Source organism: Alcaligenes faecalis (assembly GCF_005311025.1).
In the GTDB taxonomy this organism is placed as follows: domain Bacteria; phylum Pseudomonadota; class Gammaproteobacteria; order Burkholderiales; family Burkholderiaceae_B; genus Alcaligenes; species Alcaligenes phenolicus.
The window spans coordinates 855775-877359 of record NZ_CP031747.1 but is presented as its reverse complement, the minus strand read 5'-3'; the positions used below and the strand labels follow the sequence as shown (position 1 = coordinate 877359).

Annotated in this window: 16 protein-coding genes; 14 read left to right on the top strand and 2 right to left on the bottom strand. The window is 54.2% G+C overall.

The genetic code is table 11. The features are described 5' to 3' along the window. Positions 1–34 precede the first annotated feature (34 nt). From D0C27_RS03985 to sufT, 8 genes are read left to right on the top strand one after another with little or no spacing between them, the layout of a single operon-like run. A complete protein-coding gene (locus D0C27_RS03985; protein ID WP_052159216.1) occupies positions 35–1816 on the top strand; it encodes an ABCB family ABC transporter ATP-binding protein/permease in 1782 nt (593 codons plus the stop codon). A 60-nt stretch (positions 1817–1876) separates the two neighbouring features. Next, complete coding sequence (locus D0C27_RS03980) at positions 1877–2371, top strand: SUF system Fe-S cluster assembly regulator (protein ID WP_003800349.1); 495 nt, start codon at positions 1877–1879, stop codon at positions 2369–2371. Continuing rightward, positions 2368–3816: a Fe-S cluster assembly protein SufB gene (sufB, locus tag D0C27_RS03975; protein WP_137430473.1), complete on the top strand. Its 1449-nt coding sequence runs from the start codon at positions 2368–2370 to the stop codon at positions 3814–3816. The genes D0C27_RS03980 and sufB overlap by 4 nt, the downstream gene beginning before the upstream one ends. Before the next feature lie 13 nt (positions 3817–3829). Beyond that, positions 3830–4609, top strand: a complete 780-nt coding sequence (gene sufC, locus D0C27_RS03970; protein WP_009454372.1) for a Fe-S cluster assembly ATPase SufC — start codon at positions 3830–3832, stop codon at positions 4607–4609. Beyond that, positions 4606–5913 carry a Fe-S cluster assembly protein SufD gene (gene sufD, locus D0C27_RS03965; protein WP_137430472.1) on the top strand — a complete coding sequence of 436 codons (1308 nt, stop codon included), beginning with the start codon at positions 4606–4608 and terminating at the stop codon, positions 5911–5913. Before sufC ends, sufD begins: the two co-directional genes overlap by 4 nt. Continuing rightward, entirely contained in the window at positions 5910–7157 is a 1248-nt protein-coding gene (locus D0C27_RS03960) for a cysteine desulfurase (RefSeq protein ID WP_137430471.1), read from the top strand. The genes sufD and D0C27_RS03960 overlap by 4 nt, the downstream gene beginning before the upstream one ends. Beyond that, entirely contained in the window at positions 7158–7610 is a 453-nt protein-coding gene (gene sufU / locus D0C27_RS03955; protein WP_009454366.1) for a Fe-S cluster assembly sulfur transfer protein SufU, read from the top strand. It begins immediately after the preceding gene. A gap of 15 nt (positions 7611–7625) precedes the next feature. Beyond that, positions 7626–8186, top strand: coding sequence for a putative Fe-S cluster assembly protein SufT (sufT, locus tag D0C27_RS03950; protein ID WP_060185785.1), 561 nt, complete (start codon positions 7626–7628; stop codon positions 8184–8186). 664 nt (positions 8187–8850) lie between these two features. On the opposite strand, the gene D0C27_RS03945 is transcribed toward sufT, so the two are convergent. Then, positions 8851–9342, bottom strand: a complete 492-nt coding sequence (locus D0C27_RS03945) for a helix-turn-helix domain-containing protein (RefSeq protein ID WP_035267648.1) — start codon at positions 9340–9342, stop codon at positions 8851–8853. Between the two features lie 450 nt (positions 9343–9792). Here D0C27_RS03945 and D0C27_RS03940 point away from each other — a divergent pair, with 450 nt between their 5' ends. Then, on the top strand, positions 9793–10524 hold the full coding sequence (locus D0C27_RS03940; protein ID WP_115633597.1) for a winged helix-turn-helix domain-containing protein: 732 nt from the start codon (positions 9793–9795) through the stop codon (positions 10522–10524). Between the two features lie 171 nt (positions 10525–10695). Here the strand turns inward: D0C27_RS03940 and D0C27_RS03935 are convergent, their stop codons facing one another. Next, complete coding sequence (locus tag D0C27_RS03935) at positions 10696–11127, bottom strand: helix-turn-helix domain-containing protein (RefSeq protein ID WP_080747924.1); 432 nt, start codon at positions 11125–11127, stop codon at positions 10696–10698. A gap of 547 nt (positions 11128–11674) precedes the next feature. Between D0C27_RS03935 and D0C27_RS03930 the strand changes: the two genes are divergently transcribed. From D0C27_RS03930 to D0C27_RS03910, 5 genes are all read left to right on the top strand, one after another. Then, positions 11675–12943 carry a TolC family protein gene (locus tag D0C27_RS03930; protein WP_170978542.1) on the top strand — a complete coding sequence of 423 codons (1269 nt, stop codon included), beginning with the start codon at positions 11675–11677 and terminating at the stop codon, positions 12941–12943. Between the two features lie 55 nt (positions 12944–12998). Next, positions 12999–16166 (top strand): BapA/Bap/LapF family large adhesin, encoded by a 3168-nt coding sequence (locus D0C27_RS03925; protein WP_137430470.1) that lies wholly within the window; start codon positions 12999–13001, stop codon positions 16164–16166. A 151-nt stretch (positions 16167–16317) separates the two neighbouring features. Further along, on the top strand, positions 16318–18507 hold the full coding sequence (locus D0C27_RS03920; protein WP_137430469.1) for a type I secretion system permease/ATPase: 2190 nt from the start codon (positions 16318–16320) through the stop codon (positions 18505–18507). Next, positions 18497–19756, top strand: a complete 1260-nt coding sequence (locus tag D0C27_RS03915; RefSeq protein WP_137430468.1) for an HlyD family type I secretion periplasmic adaptor subunit — start codon at positions 18497–18499, stop codon at positions 19754–19756. Before D0C27_RS03920 ends, D0C27_RS03915 begins: the two co-directional genes overlap by 11 nt. 119 nt (positions 19757–19875) lie before the next feature. Further along, positions 19876–21585, top strand: coding sequence for a hypothetical protein (locus tag D0C27_RS03910; RefSeq protein WP_137430467.1), 1710 nt, complete (start codon positions 19876–19878; stop codon positions 21583–21585).

The window sequence follows — 21585 nt, the reverse complement described above, 5'->3', positions numbered from 1 at the left end:
GTTTTTCGGCTTTGTGCTGTTGAACACGGACCTATTGCGTGTGCCTCCTCGTCCTGAAGTGCTTGATGGTGTCTCCGGTGGTCTGAGCACCCTGAAATCCTTATTTCCTTACGTTTGGCGATTCAAGACTCGCGTGGTCTTGGCTTTGTCCTGTTTGCTGCTGGCAAAAGTCGCCACCGTGATGATGCCGATCTACCTGAAGCAGGTAATCGATGCGTTGAGTCTGCCCGCTACGGCTTTGATGCTGCCGGTGGCCGCCTTGTTGGGATATGGAGCCGTACGTCTGGCCTCCAGCGCTTTTGGTGAAATACGGGATGCCCTGTTTGCGCGAGTCACGCAAGGGTCGGTGCGGCTGATTGCGAACCACGTCTTTCGGCACCTGCTGGATCTGTCCTTGCGCTTTCATACCGAACGCCAGACAGGTGGCTTGAGCCGGGATATTGAACGGGGCACCAAAGGCGTTAGCTTTCTGCTGAATTTCCTGGTCTTCAATATTTTGCCAACCTTGCTGGAAATAGCTCTGGTCTGTGGCATCTTGCTCTGGCGATACGACTGGGCCTTCGCGGCGGTGACCTTGGGGACGATTGCGGCCTATATTGTGTTCACCTTGCTGGTGACTGAGCGGCGCATGCGTTATCGGCGAGCCATGAACGACTTGGACAGTCGTGCCAACTCTCGCGCGATTGATGCCTTGCTCAATTACGAGACAGTCAAATACTTCGGTAACGAGGATTACGAGATCAATCGCTACGATCAGAATATGGGCCAGTGGGTCCAGGCTGCCGTGCGTAATCAGGTATCGCTGAACCTGCTCAATATTGGTCAGGCCTCGATTATCAGTGTTGGGGTGACGGCCTTGCTGTTCATGTCGGCGCAAGGTGTGCTGGCCGGAACCATGACGGTGGGTGACGTTGTGCTGGTGTCTGCCTTCCTGACTCAGCTTTATGCGCCTTTGAACTTTCTGGGTTTTGTTTACCGTGAAATCAAGAATTCACTGGCTGATATGGAGCGCCTGTTCTCCTTGCTGCGTCGCAAGCAAGAGGTGAAAGATGCGCCGGATGCCCAGGTCTTGTCCTGTGAGCAGGCGGGTGTGCGTTTCGAGAACGTCAGCTTTGCCTATGACAGCCGTCGCAAAGTCATTCAAAACCTGAGTTTCGAGATCCCCGCCGGCAAGACGGTAGCGGTGGTGGGTTCTTCGGGCGCAGGTAAATCCACCTTGTCGCGTCTTTTGTTTCGTTTCTACGATGTGACGGAAGGCCGCATCCTGTTCAATGAGCGCGAGCTGCGCGAATGGACGCAAGAGAGCTTGCGCCGTCATATCGGTATCGTTCCCCAGGATACGGTCCTGTTCAACGATACGATTTTGCATAATATCGCGTATGGCCGTCCTGAGGCCAGTAAAGAGCAGATCGTGGCAGCAGCACGGGCCGCCAGTATCCACGACTTCATCGAAAGCCTGCCCGATGGTTACGAAACCATCGTGGGTGAACGCGGCTTGAAGTTGTCCGGGGGCGAAAAGCAGCGCGTGGCTATTGCCCGTACCTTGCTGAAGAACCCGCCGGTGCTGATTCTGGACGAAGCTACCAGTGCGCTGGACACACGTACGGAACGGGCGATTCAGGCGGAGTTGAACGAGATTGCCCGCGACCGCACCACCTTGATCATTGCTCACCGACTTTCCACGATTACGGACGCGGATTTGATTCTGGTTCTGGAGCGCGGACAGATCGTGGAGCAGGGCACGCACAGCGAGCTTTTAGCCCTGGATGGCGCCTATGCCCGGATGTGGAATATCCAGCAAAGTCTGGAGGGATAATTTGACCATATAGTACCAAAGCGGTACTATATGGCTCTACGACCTGTTCAGAGAGAAGGAATGCTGCGAATCAGTAAAATCATTGATTACGGCACTTTGGTGCTGACACACATGGCTGGCGATCCAGACCGTGTGTTCAGTGCGTCTGACTTGGCCGCCATCCTGGGTTTGGGCCAACCGACTGTCAGCAAGGTGCTTAAACTGCTGGGCCAGCACGAGCTGGTCATCAGCAGCCGAGGCGCACGCGGAGGGTATGTGTTGGGCCGCCCCGCCAAACAGATAAGTGTAGCGCAGATTATTGATGCACTGGAAGATCAGCCCTTTGGCTTGACTGAATGTGTAGCTACTCCTGGAGCCTGTTCCGTGGAGTCAGATTGCCATATACGCAGTAATTGGCAGCGTATCAACGATATTGTCCGACGCACCTTGGAAGAGGTCAGTGTTGCAGACATGATACGCGTGCCCGTTAACGAATTTCCCCTGACACACAAGCCGGGTCCCGAATTGAAAAACAGAAACAAGGCGAACACCTCCAACGTGGAGTTAACCGAATGAGTACCGTCAACGAACATCTGGACACCTTCCTCGATCGTGATTACGAGGCAGGCTTTGTCACCGACATCGAGTCTGAAACCATACCGAAAGGTCTGAACGAAGACGTCATCCGTTTCCTGTCCGCGAAAAAACGCGAACCGGAGTTCATGCTGGAATGGCGCCTGGCTGCTTACCGCCAGTGGCTGACCATGAAGTATCCCAAGTGGTCGATTGTGGAATATCCACCTATCGACTTCCAGGACATCAGCTACTACTCCGCGCCCAAGAGCAAGGCCGACGGCCCCAAGAGCCTGGACGAGGTGGATCCTGAATTGCTGCGCACCTATGAAAAACTGGGTGTGCCTTTGCACGAGCGCGCGCGTCTGGCCGGTGTGGCGGTTGACGCCGTGTTTGACTCGGTCTCGGTGGCCACCACCTTCCGCAAAGAGCTGGAAGAAGTGGGCGTGATCTTCTGTTCCTTTTCCGAGGCCGTGCGTGAATATCCGGAACTGGTGAAAAAGTATCTGGGTACGGTTGTCCCTCCTAGCGACAACTTCTACGCCGCCCTGAACTCGGCCGTGTTCTCCGATGGCTCCTTTGTGTTCATCCCCAAAGGCGTACGCTGCCCGATGGAGCTGTCCACCTACTTCCGCATCAATGCCCGCGACACTGGTCAGTTCGAGCGCACCTTGATTATTGCGGAAGAGGGCGCTTCGGTCAGCTATCTGGAAGGCTGTACGGCGCCGATGCGCGATGAAAACCAGTTGCACGCAGCGGTCGTGGAACTGGTCGCCTTGGACGACGCCAAGATCAAGTACTCCACCGTGCAAAACTGGTACCCCGGCGATAAAGACGGCGTAGGCGGTATTTACAACTTCGTCACCAAGCGTGGCGAATGCCGTGGCGTACGTTCGCACATCTCCTGGACGCAGGTTGAAACCGGCTCGGCCATCACCTGGAAATACCCCAGCGTGGTGCTGCGCGGCGATGATTCCCAAGGCGAGTTCTACTCGGTCGCCCTGAGCAACCACCGCCAGCAAGCCGATACCGGCACCAAAATGATTCATATGGGTCGCAATACCCGCAGCACGATTATCTCCAAGGGGATTTCGGCGGGCCAAGGTATCAATACCTATCGCGGCCTGGTTCGTATTACCCCCAAGGCAGAAAACGCCCGCAATTACACCCAGTGTGATTCGCTGCTGATCGGCAAGCGCTGTGCTGCACACACCTTCCCAACCATGGAAGTGCAGAACCCCAGCGCCAGTGTGGAACATGAAGCAACCGCTTCGCGCATTGGCGAGGACCAGCTCTTTTATGCCATGCAGCGCGGCCTGACTGCCGAAGATGCCGTCTCCATGATCGTGAACGGCTTTTGTAAAGAAGTGATTAAAGAATTGCCCATGGAGTTTGCGGTCGAAGCACAGAATTTGCTCGGCGTCAGCTTGGAAGGCAGTGTAGGTTAAGGAGAATAATGAAATGCTGACGATTAAAGATTTGCGCGCTTCGGTTGAAGATAAACCTATCCTTAAAGGTCTGAACCTGGAAATCAAACCCGGTGAAGTCCACGCCATCATGGGCCCGAACGGCTCGGGCAAGAGCACCTTGTCCCAGGTTCTGGCCGGTCGTGAAGACTACACCGTGGAAGGCGGTTCGGTTGACTGGCTGGGTCAAGATCTGCTGGAAATGAAGATTGAAGACCGCGCCCGTTCCGGTCTGTTCCTGGCATTCCAGTACCCCATCGAAATTCCCGGTGTGTCCAACGCCTACTTCCTGCGTGCTTCCGTGAACGCCGTGCGCCGTCATCAGGGCTTGCCCGAGCTGGACGCCATGGACTTCCTCAAGCGTGTCAAAGAGGAAATGAAGACGGTTGGCATGCGCGAAGAGTTTCTGTACCGCTCCGTGAACGAAGGTTTTTCCGGCGGCGAAAAGAAACGCAACGAAGTTCTGCAAATGAGCCTGCTGGAACCCAAGCTGGCCATCCTGGACGAAACCGACTCCGGTCTGGATATTGACGCTTTGCGTGTGGTGGCTGACGGCGTGAACCGCCTGCGTTCCCCCGAGCGCTCCTTGCTGGTGATTACTCACTACCAACGTCTGCTGGACTACATCGTGCCTGACTTTGTGCACGTATTGGCCGGCGGCAAGATCATTCGTTCCGGTGGCCGTGAATTGGCTCTGGAACTGGAAGAGCGTGGCTACGGTTGGGTGCTGGAACAAGCAGCTGCCGAACAAAAAGCCAAGGGAGCTGCGGTATGAGTCTGCCGGATTGGGTCAACAGCTTTGCCGCTCAGGCTGCACAAGCACCTGGAGCCGGCCTGCCATGGCTAAGCGCCGTGCGTCAGCGCGCGCTGGATCGTTTCGCACAAGAAGGCTGGCCAACCACGCGTATTGAAGCCTGGCATCACACCTCTTTGGCTTTGCTGGAACAACAAAGTTTTGCGCCTCAGAAGTCGGCTTCGGCCGCAGAACTGGTGGCGTCAGTGCGCCAGCAAGAAGACGGCTATTTCCTGGTCTTTGTGGACGGTCACTACGATGCGGCTTTGTCGCACCTGAATGAGTTGCCAGCAGGCGTGCGTTTGTCCTCGCTCAGCACCTGTCTGGAGCAAGATGCAGACTGGCTGCAACAGGCTTACGGGGACGAGTCCCTGGGTGCCTCGACGGCTGCCTTGAACCTGGCTTTGGCCCAGGATGGTGCTGCCTTGTATATTGCCGCTGGCAAGCATCTGGAACAGCCTGTTCATCTGGTTTTTGTACGCACTCAAGGTGGCAGTGCCAGCTTTACGCGCAACCTGATTTCTTTGGAATCCGGTGCCAGTGCAACGGTGGTTGAGCACTACGTGGGTCAGGAAGGAACGGATGCTTCCTTGAGCAGCGCCGTGACTCGCCTGAACGTGGCTCCTGATGCCAACCTGACACACATGAAGTTGCAGCAAGAAGCCTTGCAAGACTTCCACCTGGCCGCAATCGATGTGCAGCAAGGTCGTGGTTCGGTATTCAATTCGCACTCTCTGTCTTTCGGTGCCCGTATAGCCCGTAACGATATTGCTACTGTTTTCAACGGCGAGCGCTGCGAAACCTTGTTCAATGGTTTGTATTTTGTGGACGGCCGCCGTCACGTGGACCACAACACCATCATTGATCACGCTCAGCCTAACTGCCAAAGCCGTGAGTTCTACCGTGGCATTTTGGCCGACACCGCCCGCGGCGTGTTCAGTGGTCGCGTATTGGTAGGCAAGGGCGCGGATGGTACGGATTCGGTACAGCGTTCGGACAGCTTGCTCTTGTCCAAGATGGCACGTGCAGACTCCCGCCCTGAGTTGGAAATCTACGCCGACGACGTCAAGTGTGCACACGGTGCCACTGTGGGTCAGCTGGATGCAGATAGCCTGTTCTACCTGCGCTCGCGTGGCATGACCATGGAAGATGCACGCAATATGCTGATTTACGCATTTGCCGCTCAGTCTCTGGAGCGCATTGCGTCCGAGAGCCTGCGTAGCCGTGCCACAGTCGGTATTAATGCTTTGTTGCCTGGCGGTCTTGCCCTTGGAGATCTTGCATGAATGCGCCTATGCCCGTAACTGCTGCTGGTTTGCTGAATCACCGCGAGGATTTTCCTATCCTGGCTCGCCCCATCCGGGGCCAACGCCTGTCCTATCTGGACAATGGCGCGACGACGCAAAAGCCGCGCTCGGTCATTGAAGCCGAGGCGCGATTCTATGAGCAGTCCAATGCCAACATCCACCGTGGTGTGCATTGGCTGTCTCAGCATGCTACTGAGCTGTACGATCAGGCCAGAAGTACAGTGCGGGCATTTCTGAATGCCGCGCGCGACGAAGAAATTGTATTTACACGTGGCACCACAGAATCCATCAACCTGGTGGCCTATAGCTGGGGCATGGACAACCTGAAAGCAGGCGACGAGATTCTGCTGACCGGCCTGGAGCATCACTCCAATATCGTGCCTTGGCAATTGGTTGCCCAGCGTACCGGTGCCGTTATTCGCGTGGTGCCTGTGCTGGATAACGGTGAGCTGGATCAGGAAGCCTTCAAGCAACTGCTCAACGAGAGAACCCGCCTGCTGGCTGTGGGCCATGTGTCCAATGCCTTGGGCACGATCAACCCCATCGCTGAAATGACCCGTCAGGCGCATGCCGTCGGCGCCAAGGTGCTGGTGGATGGTGCCCAATCCGTTCCCCACGGTGTGGTGGACGTACAAGCCCTGGATGCGGATTTTTACACGTTTTCGGCCCATAAACTGTACGGTCCTACCGGCATGGGCGCCTTGTACGTGCGCTACGAGATTCTGGACAGCATGTCGCCCTGGATGGGCGGCGGTGACATGATCACCACCGTCAGTTTCGAGCAAAGTAATTACGCCCCTGTGCCACAGCGCTTTGAGGCAGGTACGCCCAATATCGCTGGTGCCATTACCATGGCTGCCGCTATCGATTATTTGATGGGTATAGGCATGCAGCGTATTGCCGACCATGAAGCGCTGTTGCTGGACTACGCCACCGAAGCCTTGCTGGCCATGCCTGGCATTCGCATTATTGGTACGGCCGCACACAAGGCAGGCATTGTGTCCTTCCTGGTCGACGGTATTCACCCGCACGATCTGGGCACCATTCTGGACATGGACGGCGTTGCTGTGCGTGCCGGTCACCACTGTGCCATGCCCTTGATGACGCGCTTTGGCATTCCCGGTACGGCTCGTGCCTCCTTTGCTTTGTACAACGATTACGCTGATATTGATGCTTTGCTGGGCAGCGTGCGCAAAGCTCAAAAACTATTTGGAGTTGGCTAAATGAGCCAAGATTTCAACGGGTTGCGCGAGCTCTACCAAGAGGTCATTTTTGACCATAACCGTAGCCCGCGTAACTTTGAAGTAATAGAAAACGCCAGCCATTTTGCCAATGGCCATAACCCCTTGTGTGGGGATCAACTGGCTGTGTACGCCGTGGTTGAAGACGGCATTGTGCAGAAAGTCAGCTTTGTGGGGCATGGCTGCGCTATTTCCAAGGCTTCGGCATCCTTGATGACCGAAGCCGTAAAAGGCCTGAGTCTGGCCGAGTTTGAGTCTCTTTTTCAAGATATGCACGCCATGTTGACAGAGGCCCATCCCGATCGAGATCTGGGCAAGCTGGAAGTGTTATCTGGTGTGCGTGAATTCCCCGCACGGGTTAAATGTGCCACTCTGGCCTGGCATACCCTGCATAACGCCATCAATCAGGCCAAAGAAACCGCGCAAACCGAATAAAGGCGCAAACAAGCCATGAGCTACTTTGAACGACATGATGTGCTGGTCAGCCGGGATTGTCCGGCTGTCAGTATCCCTTACGGTGCTCCCGTTACGATCGAGGCGGGTTGTACAGCAACGATTACCCAGAAGCTGGGTGGCAGCTATACCGTGATGGTAGAGGGCAACCTGTACCGGATTGAAGGTGTCGATGCCGATGCGCTGGGTTTTGAGTCCCAGGACAAGCCCGAGGTTTTTGTACCCGAGCTGCCCCTGAGCGAAAAAACCATTGAAGACGCCGCCTGGATTGTGCTGGCTAGCGTTTATGATCCGGAGATTCCGGTCGATATCGTTAATCTGGGCTTGGTGTACGCTTGTCATGTGAGCCAGACTGGTCCAGAAGCGTTCTCCATCACCATGGAAATGACGCTGACGGCTCCTGGTTGCGGTATGGGCACCATGATTGCCGATGAGGCCCGCTACAAGCTGGAGACTATCCAGGGCGTAGAGAAGGCCGTAGTGGATCTGGTTTGGGATCCACCGTGGAGCCGGGAACGTATGAGTGAATCAGCCCGCTTGCAACTAGGGATGCTGTAATAGAAAAAGCCTGCAGAACATGCAGGCTTTTTTGTGCCTGAGGAGCGGGGCGCAGCTTGAAAGGTGGGGCTCAGGGCAGACGGCAGTTTGTTTGTGATGCTTGTTGGCTGCTGAATAGGAACCCCCGTTAAGGGGCCCTATGCGCTGCGGCTAAGTATGTTTGGAGAGAGGCCCTGGCAAGCTTAAAACGCTCAAAAAAATGGCTCGATATCTACCCGATAGCTATAAATAAAAATAATAGCGAAAGCGTTTAAAAGGCGGTTTCCGTTAAGCCTTGTTTGTTCTTTTTTTATGGGTCAAAACCTGCATTGAATAAGCTGTCTTATGTCTTTATCAAGCCAGAGATTACAACTTTTCCTAGGGTTTTGCCTATCTCCAGCCATAGAGTTTTGTATGAATTTCGCTGAGGTTCTTATCTTCAGGCCTGATTTCTTGATTCATGCTTGAATGGTTCAAACTTATATGGCCAAGGGTTTAGACAAAGCAGGGGGAATAATGTTAGTTACAAATAGAACATAAAGATCTTTTTTGAGACAGTGCTGTTGCTGGTCGAGCAGATTAAACGCTCGCCAGCACAGGGAAGCTTAAGGTGTGATTAATGGAAACAGAATAGCCCTAGCTTCATCCAATTTATGATCAGGTGCCTTGTTTTGTACGTATAGGTTTACTGAGGGGCAAGACGCTCAATCAAACTGTCCAGGCTGGCGTCATCCATTTGACGACCTTGATGCAGATAGAACTCGTATACCAGACGAATCGCCTGAGCCTCGGCACGAGAGCGCAGGCTGAGCTTTTGCTGCACAAATAACTGCCTGATCTTCAGGATGATTTCTTCCAACGAGTCCATGTCAGCCATGCTGGGCTTTGATTGAGCAAGAACCCGTTTATCAAGCTTTTCTTCCCCGCAGGCTAACCATTGAATAGGCAGCTTGGAGGCCTTGGCCAGCTTGATCAAAGCAAGACGAGAGGGCTCGGTTTTGCCTGATTGCCAGCCTTGCAGAATCAATAGGGACACACCCACTTTTTCAGCCAGTTTTTGTGGTCCGCCGGCCTGTTCGATCGCCAGCTTGATTCGCTCCGGGAAGTGTTGGAAACCTTCCTCCACGGCATTTTGACCGGCTTGGCTTAATCGCTTTACTGAGTGTTTGAAATACATTGCCACCTCCAGGGATTGCATGTTCTTGTCGTTATTGGTTATTTGGTCAAGATTGTGCTTGATGGTGCTATATACTTGTCTTATTATTCAATTTGAACAGAAAACCAAGTTAACTACACAAGAATTTGCATAAAAAATGTAAATGATGTGGTTTTCTTACTTTTGTTTTAAGAACTTGACTGTTTATGCAAGATTTTGTGTTTATGCTGGATGGACGGCATCACAGGAAGGATGCCCATCGGGCCCTGGAAGGACCCAGGAGCAGAAAGACAGAGTGGCCTTGCTAACAGATCGGCTGTAGGCGCACCAGGTCTTGGGTGAGTAAGAAACACAATAAAGACGATAGTGAGCGCCAGGCAAAGCCGCTTGAACGCGTGCAGGCCTACAAGGCAATGATAGCCACGGTTTTGGGGAGAGGGAGGCTTGGTACTGTTGAGAACAGAGAGAATCGTGCTGTTGTTTGATAACGGCGATCTGATACAAAAGCTGATCGATGATTTGGCCCTGTGGGGTATACCGGTGCAAGTGCTTCAAGCACACAGCGCGGTGTCATTTACGCAGGACGAACAGGCCGAGGCGGGCGAGCTGATCATGATGCATTCCCCGAATGAGGATCTGTTGGGTGATGTAGGTCGCTTGCGGGCTCAGTCTGCGGCAATGGGTCTGGTGGTTTTGCGTTTTGAAGGAACACTAACCCCCGAACATGGCAGCTTGCTATTGCTGGCTGGTGCCGATATCTGTTTTGACGAACGAACTCACAGTATGGAAGTGCTGGCTAGTATCCAAGCTCTGCGCAGACGGGAGCTGGCCTTGCGAGCTAAATATGCGGATGGAAAGGACAAAGCTTTCCCAACTGCCCCTACGGAAATCCGCCTGAATGGTGAAACTCGGGAGCCCTTGTTTGGCTGGGATTTGCTGGAGGACGGTTGGCGCTTGATGACGCCGCAGCGACATGCCATCACGCTGACAGGGGCGGAGCGACGAGTATTGCGTGTGTTGCTGGCCGAGAGTCCTGAACCCGTAGCCCGCGAAAAGCTGTTTAGTGACAAGGAAGGGGATCAACCACCTAGTCGCTACATAGATGTGGTAATTAGCCGTTTGAAACGTAAGGTCGCACAGCACGGCGAGCGTTTGCCGATTCGTTCTGTGTGGGGCGTGGGCTATGTGTTCTCAGCTCATTAGTCCACGCTTGGGTTTGTGATTCGTTAACTGGTCCTTATTGTTTTCAATAGGGCTGGGATTAATAACAGGTTGAGTTATCGCCAGGGAAAGGGGCTGCCTATGACTTTTGCATTTAAGCGAGGTCACATTAGATACAGCGCCCTTTCCTGATTTGACTATTGCGAGTGGCTTTTATCGAAACGAAGCCAGTTCAATCAGATTGTTCAAACTGGCTTCGTCCATTTGCTGCCCTTGGCGTAAGTAGAACTCATAGACCAGGCGGATGATACGTGCCTCGGCCTCCGGCTTCAGATTCACGCTTTGACCTTGGAATAATTGTTGAGTCTTGGCAATGATTTCTTCCAGGATATCCAGATCAACCAAGGTTGAAGAGGGTTCGGAAGGTGAGGGGTTACCTTCTCCCGAGGCCAGCCAACTGACAGACAGGTTGGTGGCTTGGGCCATTTTAACTAGGCTGGAACGGGATGGGTCGGAGTTCCCTGAGCGCCAGCTTCGCAGCACCGAAGTGGACATTCCCATTTTGTCCGCCAAGTTCTTGGCTCCGCCTGCACGGGCGATGGCTAGATTTATCCGGTCCGAGAAGTCTTTAAATTCATTTTCCATATGCTTGTGGTCTGGTCTGCCCAAAAGTTGTGGTGGTAAGGGGCCCCAACGGTTTTAATTTACAATCCTGCGTCTTTTTCTTCATGTTCTTGTCAATTATTTTCAATTGCGCCAAGTAATCGCTTGATAGCGACAAGATCTTGTCGTAATATTCTTCCTGAACAGAAAACTAACCGGAAATACGCTTTTTTACACAAAAACGCTAATTTCATGCGATAGCTTATTCTTTTGTCACAAAATCGATTCTCTCGATAAGAACGTGTTGTGCTGCGTCTGCTTCTTTGTGTGAGGCGTGTCGGAGGTAGCGCGCAATCCAGGTAAATGACAGTTTTGCATTGCTTGCTTTTTGGATAGGCAGGTGGCTTTTTTGCGCCCTGCGTTCGGTGATTCTACCTCTTGAGAGTGCGTTTGTGTTGAATGTGCGGCTTTTTGTCCCTCTGTTGAGGATACAAAAAGTCACTTGCTTGGGTGCCTTATGACTAGAACAAAAACAGTGGGGATCGTGTTGGCTATGGCTGTTCTTGCCACATCGAGCAAGGCACAAACGATGCTTGAACGGCTTCAGGAAAATTCAGTTCTGGAACAAGCCGATCATGACGCACCCTTGAGTATTCAGTACGTTGTCGACCGCGTCCTTGCGCGTCACCCCGGGCGGGAAAGTGCCATGGGTTACGAAGCAAGCGCACGCGAGATGATTGATGTTGCCAAGGCTCATTACTACCCGCAAGTTAGCGGAGGTGTTTCAAGTAGCTATGAAAAGTACCGTTCCGGTCGCTATGACGAAAAGGCCCTGCAAAGCCTGGACTTGAACGTACAACAGCTACTTTACGACTTCGGCAAAACCGCCAATTCAGTCAAAAAAGCCGAGTTCGGGGAACTGAAAGCCCAAGCCAGAACGGATTTGGTTGTCGAGCAATTGGTTCGCGAAGCGTCCAACGCGGTACTGGAAGCGGTGCGTTATCAGGGTTTTCTGGATCTGGCCCAAGCGCACGTCCAGGAAGTAGAGCAGCTAACCCGCTTGGTCGAGCAGCGCCACGAGAAAGGTGCCAGCAACCTGTCCGACGTTTTACAAGCGCGCTCCCGCCTGGATTCGGTCCAGGCGCTGGTATTGAACGTCGATGCAGAATATCGCAAATGGTTGCAGGAAATTGCACTACTTGCACAACTTCCTGACGTTAGCGCCGTGTCCTTGGCGCAGTTCCCTCTCGAGCTCAATCAAAGCTGCACGATCTCCCGCATTAACTGGGCGCGTGTTCCAGAAGTGGTGATGGTGGATATGGCTGCCGAAGAAGCGGTGGCTGATGTCGATCTGGCCAGTTCTGAAGAATGGCCAACCCTCTCTTTACAAGCCAATGCCTCCCGCGCTTTGAACGCGACCCCGCTCTATGGCAGTCGTGTCGAGACCGGCATACGCCTGAATTTCTCCATGCCCTTTTATCAAGGGGGAGGCTTGTCGGCGCGTAAACGCGCAGCCTCGGGCGCCTTGCGCGCTGCCAGCGCTGAAAAGTCTCAAGTCCGCCTGCAGGTGGAGCAGCGCCTGGCCGATCAAGTCAATCGTTATCAAGGGCTGGAGCGTCGCAAGGCGCTGCTGGCCAATCGTGTCGTGAACATTAGCGGCACGAAAGATTTGTACAGAAAACAGTATTTGGATTTAGGAACGCGTTCACTGGTCGACTTATTGAATGCCGAACAGGAATACCACCAAGCCCGTGTCGAGGTGTTGAACAGTGAGTTGGATTTGAAAGCTTCGCAGATTGAATGCGCTTACTCCCAGGGGTTGTTGAGCGCTGGATTCAATGTGCCTGCCTTGAATTAACCGTTGTGAAGAGGGGCCTTGTGGCCATTTTTATTATTAAAAGGTTGGGCTATTCATGAAAATGATCCTAGCAGAACGATCGGGAGCGGGAAAGCCAGTACTGGAGACGCAATTAGCGGATCAAGTGCTGGCCACCCCTCATCTCGTCAAATTGAACGCGAGTCCTGGCGATATTGTCAGTATTACCCGCCAAGGAAATAACCTTGTCCTGGTGATGGCCAATGGTCAACAGGTCACCTTGCAAGGCTTTTTTAACGAAAACCCAGACGGCGAACATAGCGAGCTGGTTCTGGAAGATTCAGCCTGCCAACTGTGGTGGCTCAACAGCAGCGGAGAGCTGGTAGAAATCTCCGCCCAGGACGCCGTATTTGCAAACACGGCTCCTGTTGTTTCCGAAACTGTGTGTGCTGCTGCCGCTGGCACCAGCACCCCGCCACCGTGGGTCCTGGGCTTGCTGCTGGCTGGCTTGACGGGTGTTGCAATGGCATCTAGCCATTCCTCCGGCGGCTCGGGCGGTAAGGGACCCGTCGATCCTGATGATGGCGATGGTGATGCCGATGCTGATGCTGACGCAGACGCTGATGCAGATGCAGATGCAGATGCCGATGCAGACGCTGATGCTGACGCAGACGCAGACGCAGACGCCGATGCCGATGCCGATGCTGACGCCGATGCTGATGCAGACGCGGATGCCGATGCTGACGCCGATGCTGACGCCGATGCAGACGCTGATGCTGACGCAGACGCTGATGCCGATGCTGACGCTGACGCTGACGCTGACGCAGATGCCGACGCCGACGCCGACGCCGACGCTGATGCTGATGCAGACGCGGATGCCGATGCTGACGCAGACGCCGATGCTGACGCAGACGCCGATGCAGACGCTGACGCCGATGCAGACGCTGACGCTGATGCTGATGCTGATGCGGATGCTGATGCCGACGCTGACGCTGACGCAGACGCCGATGCTGATGCAGACGCGGATGCCGATGCTGATGCCGATGCTGACGCAGACGCTGATGCCGATGCCGATGCCGATGCAGATGCCGATGCAGATGCCGACGCCGATGCTGACGCAGACGCCGATGCAGACGCTGACGCTGATGCGGATGCTGATGCCGACGCTGACGCAGACGCCGATGCTGATGCCGATGCAGATGCCGACGCCGATGCTGATGCAGATGCCGATGCTGATGCAGATGCTGATGCAGATGCCGATGCTGACGCCGATGCCGACGCGGATGCAGACGCCGACGCGGATGCGGATGCGGATGCCGATGCTGATGCTGACGCCGATGCAGACGCTGATGCCGATGCTGACGCGGATGCCGATGCGGATGCCGACGCTGATGCAGATGCCGATGCCGATGCTGACGCAGACGCTGATGCAGACGTCTCCGACGACTACTTCACGGCCAAGCTGGATATCGAACCTACCGAACTGGACACTAAAGTTCAGTCCGACAGTCGTCTGTCGATTATCGACATTGGTGGTTTGTGGGATGCCTTCTTTGATGGTGCTCCGCGCTTTAACTTCAAGGTAGGCGAGGGCGAGACAGCGACCAGCGAAATCAGCGTTTCTTCGGGTTCTGCGATTAGCGTGCTCGATAACGTCAAGGTGCAGCTGCGCGTCAAGGACGAGAATGGCAACTGGAAGGTGCTTGAGGAATCGGGCTCCGGTGGCTTGATCGACATCATTGGTATCTTCGGTGGCAAGGCCAAGTTCACCATCAATGACTTGCCTCCCGGCGAGTACCAGGTGATTGCAGCTGTGCGTGGTCTGAGTATTTTGACTACCACCACGGTGGAAGGCTCGACAACGTTCTACGACCACACTGAGGCTGGCTCTTACACGGCCACCCCGGTAAGCGGCAATGTGCTCGATAACGACGCTGCTGGCGAAGGCGCCAAAGTGACCCATATCAATGGGGAGCAGGTTGGTGCTAACGGTACAACGACGTTTGAAGGTGAGTACGGCACACTGACTATTGGTGCAGATGGCGAGTTTACTTACACGCCAAATAACACTGATGGTTCGGGGATTGGCCAGGTGGAAACCTTCGAGTACACGATCAAGGCCGCAGACGGTTCTGTCAGCACCGCCACGATCCATGTTCGTATCGATAGTGACGGCCAAGGTCTGATCTGGCCCGAAGATCCATCTCAGCCAGCTGAAGTGGACCTGGTTGCTAACGATGATCAGGGTACGGCTTCCATCGACAGCACCTACAAGACCGAAGCTGGTCCTACAGGTAGTAAGCAAGCCGGTATCAGCTCAACGCTCAATCCGTTTGCGACAACCAAGGCGGATGCGCAGGATACCTTTGTGGTCGGTGCCAACCGTACGTTCTCTGTCAAGGTAACGGCAGAAGCATCGGATCGTGGTTCGATCAAGCTGACGGTCTATGGACCTGATGGCTCGGTTGTCCATACCGAAACGCAAAGTCCGTTGCTGGGCAGTCCGAAGGTGTCGTTCGACCTGTCGTCCTTGCCGGAAGGTACTTATACCGTCAAGGCGGAGTACGAGCGCAGTGGCGCAGGTGGATCGGGTACGTTGACGCTGGATTACAGCGGTACGACGACCTACCTGGATGAGTACGTCAGCAATGGCACTCATAACGCTACGGGCAATGTCCTGACCGACGATCATCTGGCCTCGACCTACACCAAGTTCCTGATCAAGGACGCCAACGGCGACTTTGTGGAGGTCAGCAATGGAACGACGGTGGAAGGTCTGCATGGCACGCTGACGATCAATACCGACGGCAGCTACTCCTACCAGCCTAAATCTGGTCTGGAAGAGACTGGCAATGAGGACGTCTTTGAGTACCGTCTGGAGCATCCAAACGGCACTACGGCTGACGCCACCCTGACGGTGGGCGTTGAGCACGGTGAAGGTCCTTATGTTCCTGAAGCGTCCGCCTTCAGCGCTGACTTTGACGAGATGGGTGCAGATGAATCCATCTTGTCCTTGGATGACGTTGAGGACCATGCGCCAGAGACAACAGAAGAGCCTGCGGTTCTTGAAGAGAGCATTGAGCTTCAAGGTACAGAGGACACCGATGTTGATCTGGGCGCATTGGAGGATGAACAGGAGCAGTCTGGCCAAGCCGCTGGCGAGCCAACCTCGTTTGAAGGCATCAGCGAAGAAGAATTGCTGGTACCGGAAGTCGATGTTGATCCCGTCATTGACGAGCTGGATGAGCACAGCCTTGTAGGCTAATTCATCACCGGGAGCACTGGGCTGTAAAGCCCAGTGCTTTTCTGTCTGTGCTGCCTTTGCGGCGGCGGATGATGCGCAAACCTTTTCTCACTGCCCTGTACGCAGGTTAATGACAAGACGTTTGACCGTTGTATTTCACAAGGATGAATGCATGCCATTGCAGGAAGCCGTATCTGTTGCCGCCGCCTCGCAGGCCAGGCCCCAGGATTTGTATAAACCCTGGATTGACGCTGTTCTGTCTATTGCCAGGCACTACCGCCTGGATGTCTCGCCCCAGAATCTGGAGCTGACAGCCAACTGGTTGAAGACGCGAGACATTGCCTATGTGCTGCGCCGCCTTGCGAAAGAAGCAGGCTTGTACGTCAAACCCGTCACCTTAAGTGAAAGCGATCTGAATATTTGGCGCCTACCCTTGCTGGTGCAACTGGAAAGCGGCCAGGTTGGGGTGGTGGAACAGATCAATGAAGGCGGTTTGCTGGGTATCCGTTATAGCGGCGATGAAGGTCTGCTTAGCGAAGTGGCGGTTGCGGATCTGTTGAGCAATGTACGGGCGGCGTTTGTGATGCGGCCCATTCATGCTGTGGCTGATGCCCGCGTCGATGACTATGTCAAACCTTCTGAGAAGCATTGGCTCAAGCAAATTGTTTTTAGTGACTGGCGCCCGTACTCCCATTTATTTGTGGCGTCTTTTTTGATCAATGTGTTGGGGTTGTCCGGCATTCTGTTTACCCGACAGGTCTATGACCGAGTGATTCCGGCCGAGTCCTATCCGACCTTGTATGTGCTGTTTAGCGGGGTGATGGTTGCGCTGGTGTTCGCTTTCATATTCAGAATTGCCCGCAGCAAGGTTATTAACATGCTGGGAAAGCGGGCCGATTTACGAATATCTGATCGGGTCTATGGTCGTGTGTTACGCATTCGCAATAGCGACAGGCCGCAGTCCACTGGCAGTCTGATTGCCCAGGTTCGAGAGTTGGACAGCATCCGCGAAATGTTGACTTCCGCCACCGTTACCTCCTTGGTGGATATTCCGTTCTTTGTGTTGTTCTGTGTCGTGTTCTGGTATCTGGCGGGCAACCTGGTGTTGGTGCCTTTGATTGCCGTGGTGCTGATGATTACGCCCAGCTTGTTGGCTCAGCCGCGTTTGCGTCAGTACGCCAGCCAGTCTGCTCGCGAAGCGAGTTTACGCAATGCCATTTTGGTTGAAGCGGTGCAAGGCTACGAGGACATCAAAACCACCCAGTCGGAGCTGCGCTTTCAGAATCAGTGGAATAACTTCAACGCTGCCAGTGCAGATGTGGCTTTGAAGCTGCGCTCTTTGAATAGTTGGCTGAGCAGTTGGAGCAGTACGGTGCAAGGTTCGGTGTTTGCTTTGATCGTGTTGTTTGGCGCGTTCAAAGTGATTGATGGCGAACTGAGCACCGGTTCGGTGATTGCCGCTTCCATTCTGGGGACACGCATGTTGGCCCCGATGGCCAAGCTGACAGGTGTTCTGTCTCGTTGGCAGCAAACCAAGGTTGCCATTGGTGCGATCGACAAGCTGATGAGCCTGCCCACTGATGATGACACTGCGCAAGAAGGGCGCATTCATGTGGCCAATGTTCGTGGCAACTATGTGTTCAAAGATTGCCAGGTCAGCTACCGCTCCGACAATCCTGCTCCGGTCTTGTCCATTAAGGATCTGCAGATTCGTGCTGGTGAAAAAATTGGCATTTTGGGGCGCAACGGGGCGGGTAAATCGACCTTGCTGCAAGTGTTATCCGGTCTGCTGATCCCGTCTGAAGGCATCGCCACGATAGAGGGCGTCAGTCTGGCGCATATCGATACGGCAGATTTGCGGCGCGATATGGGCTTGCTCAGTCAGAGTGCGTCGTTGTTCTACGGAACCATACGCGACAACATCACCCTGGGTGCACCGCTGGCCAGCGATCAGGACATGCTGAAAGCTCTGACCATGACCGGTGCCATCGAGTTCATTCAACGCTTGCCTACCGGCCTTGATCATGTCTTGACCGAGGGTGGGAAAGGCCTGTCGGGCGGACAACGTCAGGCTTTGCTCCTGTCGCGCCTGATTCTGGCCAATCCGGATGTGGTGTTGCTGGACGAGCCGACTTCGGCCATGGATGACGCCAGCGAGCGGCACTTTATTCGTCACCTTCATCACTGGGCACAGGACAAGACTCTGGTTATGGCCACGCACAAGCTGCGCATGCTGGAGTTGGTGGACCGGATTCTGGTGGTTAGCAACGGCAAGATCGTGATGGATGACAAGAAACAAGTCGTGCTGGACAAGCTGGCTCAAGGCGCAAAGAAAAAGCAGGAGCCCGCTAATGACAACTAAGAACTCAAAAAATCCCAAAAGCTCGGATAAGTCGGATCAAAGTCTGGACGCGGTTTTGCTCTTTGACCCCAATCGGGATCAGCACCAGTATCAGGATGATGTAAGCGAAGCGCAGATTGTGCGCTCCAACCGCATTATCTGGTTCTTTGGTTTGCTTCTGGTGGTGTTGATTGTCTGGGCCTACTTTGCGGAACTGACAGAAGTTTCCTCTGGAACCGGCAAGATCATTCCCAATTCGCGTGAGCAAGTTATCCAGTCCCTGGAGGGTGGGATTATTTCCCATCTCTATGTGCGCGAGGGCGACATTGTGGAGCCGCAGCAGATCCTGGCGCAGTTGGATCTGACTAAAACAGAAGCGAACGTTGGTGAAAGTGCGGCCAAACACAGGGCGGCAGTAGCCAGCGTGGCACGACTGGAAGCCGAAGTGAACGGCACCAAGCTGAGCTTTCCGGAGTCCTTGAACGAGTTCCCCTCGTTGATTCAGGCCGAAACGCGCTTGTACAACACGCGCCAGGCTGGCTTGAATGAATCCATATCAGGCTTGAGGCAGTCCTTGGGCATTGTCAGCGAAGAATTGCGCTTGACCCAGTCGCTTGCTAAAGCCGGGGCTGCCAGCCATGTGGACGTACTCAAGCTGCAACGTCAGGTGTCGGAAATTCGTTTGAAGGTTACCGAGCGGCAGGCCGAATACATGGTGAAAGCGCGCGAAGAGTTGGCGCGTGCCAAGGCCGAGGCGGACTCTTTGGAAGAGGTCATCCGTGGACGCTCGGATTCGCTGTCCCGCCTGACTTTGCGCTCGCCCGTACGCGGTGTGGTGAAAGACATTGAAGTGACGACGCAAGGTGGGGTGATTCCACCCAATGGCCGCCTGATGGTGATTGTGCCTATGGAAGATCAGTTGCTGGTGGAAGCACGTATCTCGCCGCGTGACATTGCCTTTATCCGGCCCGGTCTGGAGGCCAAGGTCAAAGTCACAGCCTATGACTACTCCATTTATGGCGCCTTGAATGGCGAGGTGGTGACTGTGTCACCCGACACGATTCAGGACGAAATCAAACCCGAAGTTTTTTATTACCGCGCTTTTATCCGTACTACTGACGATGCTTTGGTGAACGAGGAGAGCGGCATTCGTTACCCCATTGTGCCGGGGATGATTGCCACGGTAGATATCAAAACGGGGGAGAAAACGGTTTTTGATTATTTGATGAAGCCGATTACTCGGGCGCAAGAAGCCATGCGGGAGCGCTGATATGAAGGAAGCCTGGAATAGATGCGTGCCTTCAGCCCTTAGCTTGGCAGCAGAGTGCGGCTGGCATTTTCACCATTTCAGTGCTGCGATTTCTCGCTTATCACGGACGAGTTTTAACAATGATGAAATATGACATGGATGTGCAGGACAACGCGGTAGCGGGTGCCGATTTGATCGCTTTTGAAACTCGGCTGGCAAGTCTAAAAGCGGCCCTGACGGGTAAGTTCAGCCTATTGGATGCGCCCTTTCCGGCTGTCACCCTGGTTTTTGCGGTATCTGATGGTACCGCTAGAGCCGTTACGGCGCAGGGAAGCGGCGCGGATTTGGATGCTGCCTGGGATCTTGCGACAGCGACGTTGAAAAAGATCATGGCTCGGCGCAAGCTGCGTGGACGCTTCCTGCGTGTTGATTGGGTCGAAAAAGCTGAAACATGGACTTGGGATCTGTTACGTAAGCGCTTGCGCGAGGTGAAGAGGAACTATTGCCGCAAGGGAATTGCGCTGGATCGTAGTTTTAGTCGGCTTTTCCTTGAGATGGAGATAAATGCTCAGGCCATGCTCTATGGCGGCAATCAGGTCAGTCATTGTGTTCTGAACGAAAATAACTTTCAGCTAGCCGCCCAGCAGAAATATGGTGTTGGCACCACCGTTGATTTCCAGGGAGATGGTGAAGTCTATATTCTGGAGACTGCGGGTCTGTTCTGCGGGGAAGATGGGATTGTCCATGAGCTCTATGGCAATGGTCGCAATGCAGGTCGTCGCAAGATCGAATCGCTTGATGATGAAACCCTGGCCGATATCATCAGGGATTCTTCAGATTTTCTGGCGCGTCAGGTCGGTAAGGATGGTCGCTTCGTCTATGGCTACCATCCGTGTTTTGACCGCCAGATCCCAGCTTATAACGCCTTGCGTCATGCCAGCACGACCTATTCGATGCTGGAGGCCTGGGAAAAGACGCGACAGCCAGACTTGCTTTGCGCGATTGAACGCGCTCTTGAGTATCTGACCACCCAGTTCATCCGAGACTGCGGCGATAAGGCCTTCATCGTCGATACCGGCAATGAGATCAAGCTGGGGGCCAATGCCACTGCCATCCTGGCAATGACGAAATACAGCGCCGTGCTTGGTTCGGACCGCTTTGCAACGTTGATGGAAAAGTTGGCTCTGGGGATCTTGCATATGCAGGCGCAGGACGGCTCTTTCACTCATGTACTGACATGGCCCGGCCTCGAGGTGAAAGAGAAGTTTCGCATTGTTTATTACGAAGGGGAGGCCGCCTTTGCCCTGATGCGGCTTTACAGCTTGACGAAAGACGAGCGGTGGATCGGCGCGGTGGAGAGGGCATTTGGCCACTTCATCGAAAAGGACTACTGGAAACATCACGACCACTGGCTCAGTTATTGCACTAACGAGCTGACGCTCTACCGACCCGAGTTACGCTACTTCCGCTTCGGGATCCAGAATTTCGAGGGTTATCTCGACTTTGTCCTACAAAGGATTACGACGTTTCCGACCTTGCTGGAACTGATGATGGCTGGGCGCAAGATGCTTGACCGTCTGAAGGCTATGCCCAATGGAGCAGATATTCTGGCTGGGCTGGATGAGGCGCGGTTTGACCAGGCGTTGCACTTCCGTGCCGCTTATCTGCTGAACGGGCACTTCTGGCCTGAGTACGCGATGTTTTTCCGCAATCCAGACCAGATACTTGGTTCTTTTTTCATCCGCCATCATGCGTTCAGGGTGCGGATTGATGACGTGGAGCACTATCTTTCGGGGCTGGTGGCTTATGCAGGTTTGTTGGAGGCCAGGGCTTCGGGAGACGCAGTCTGA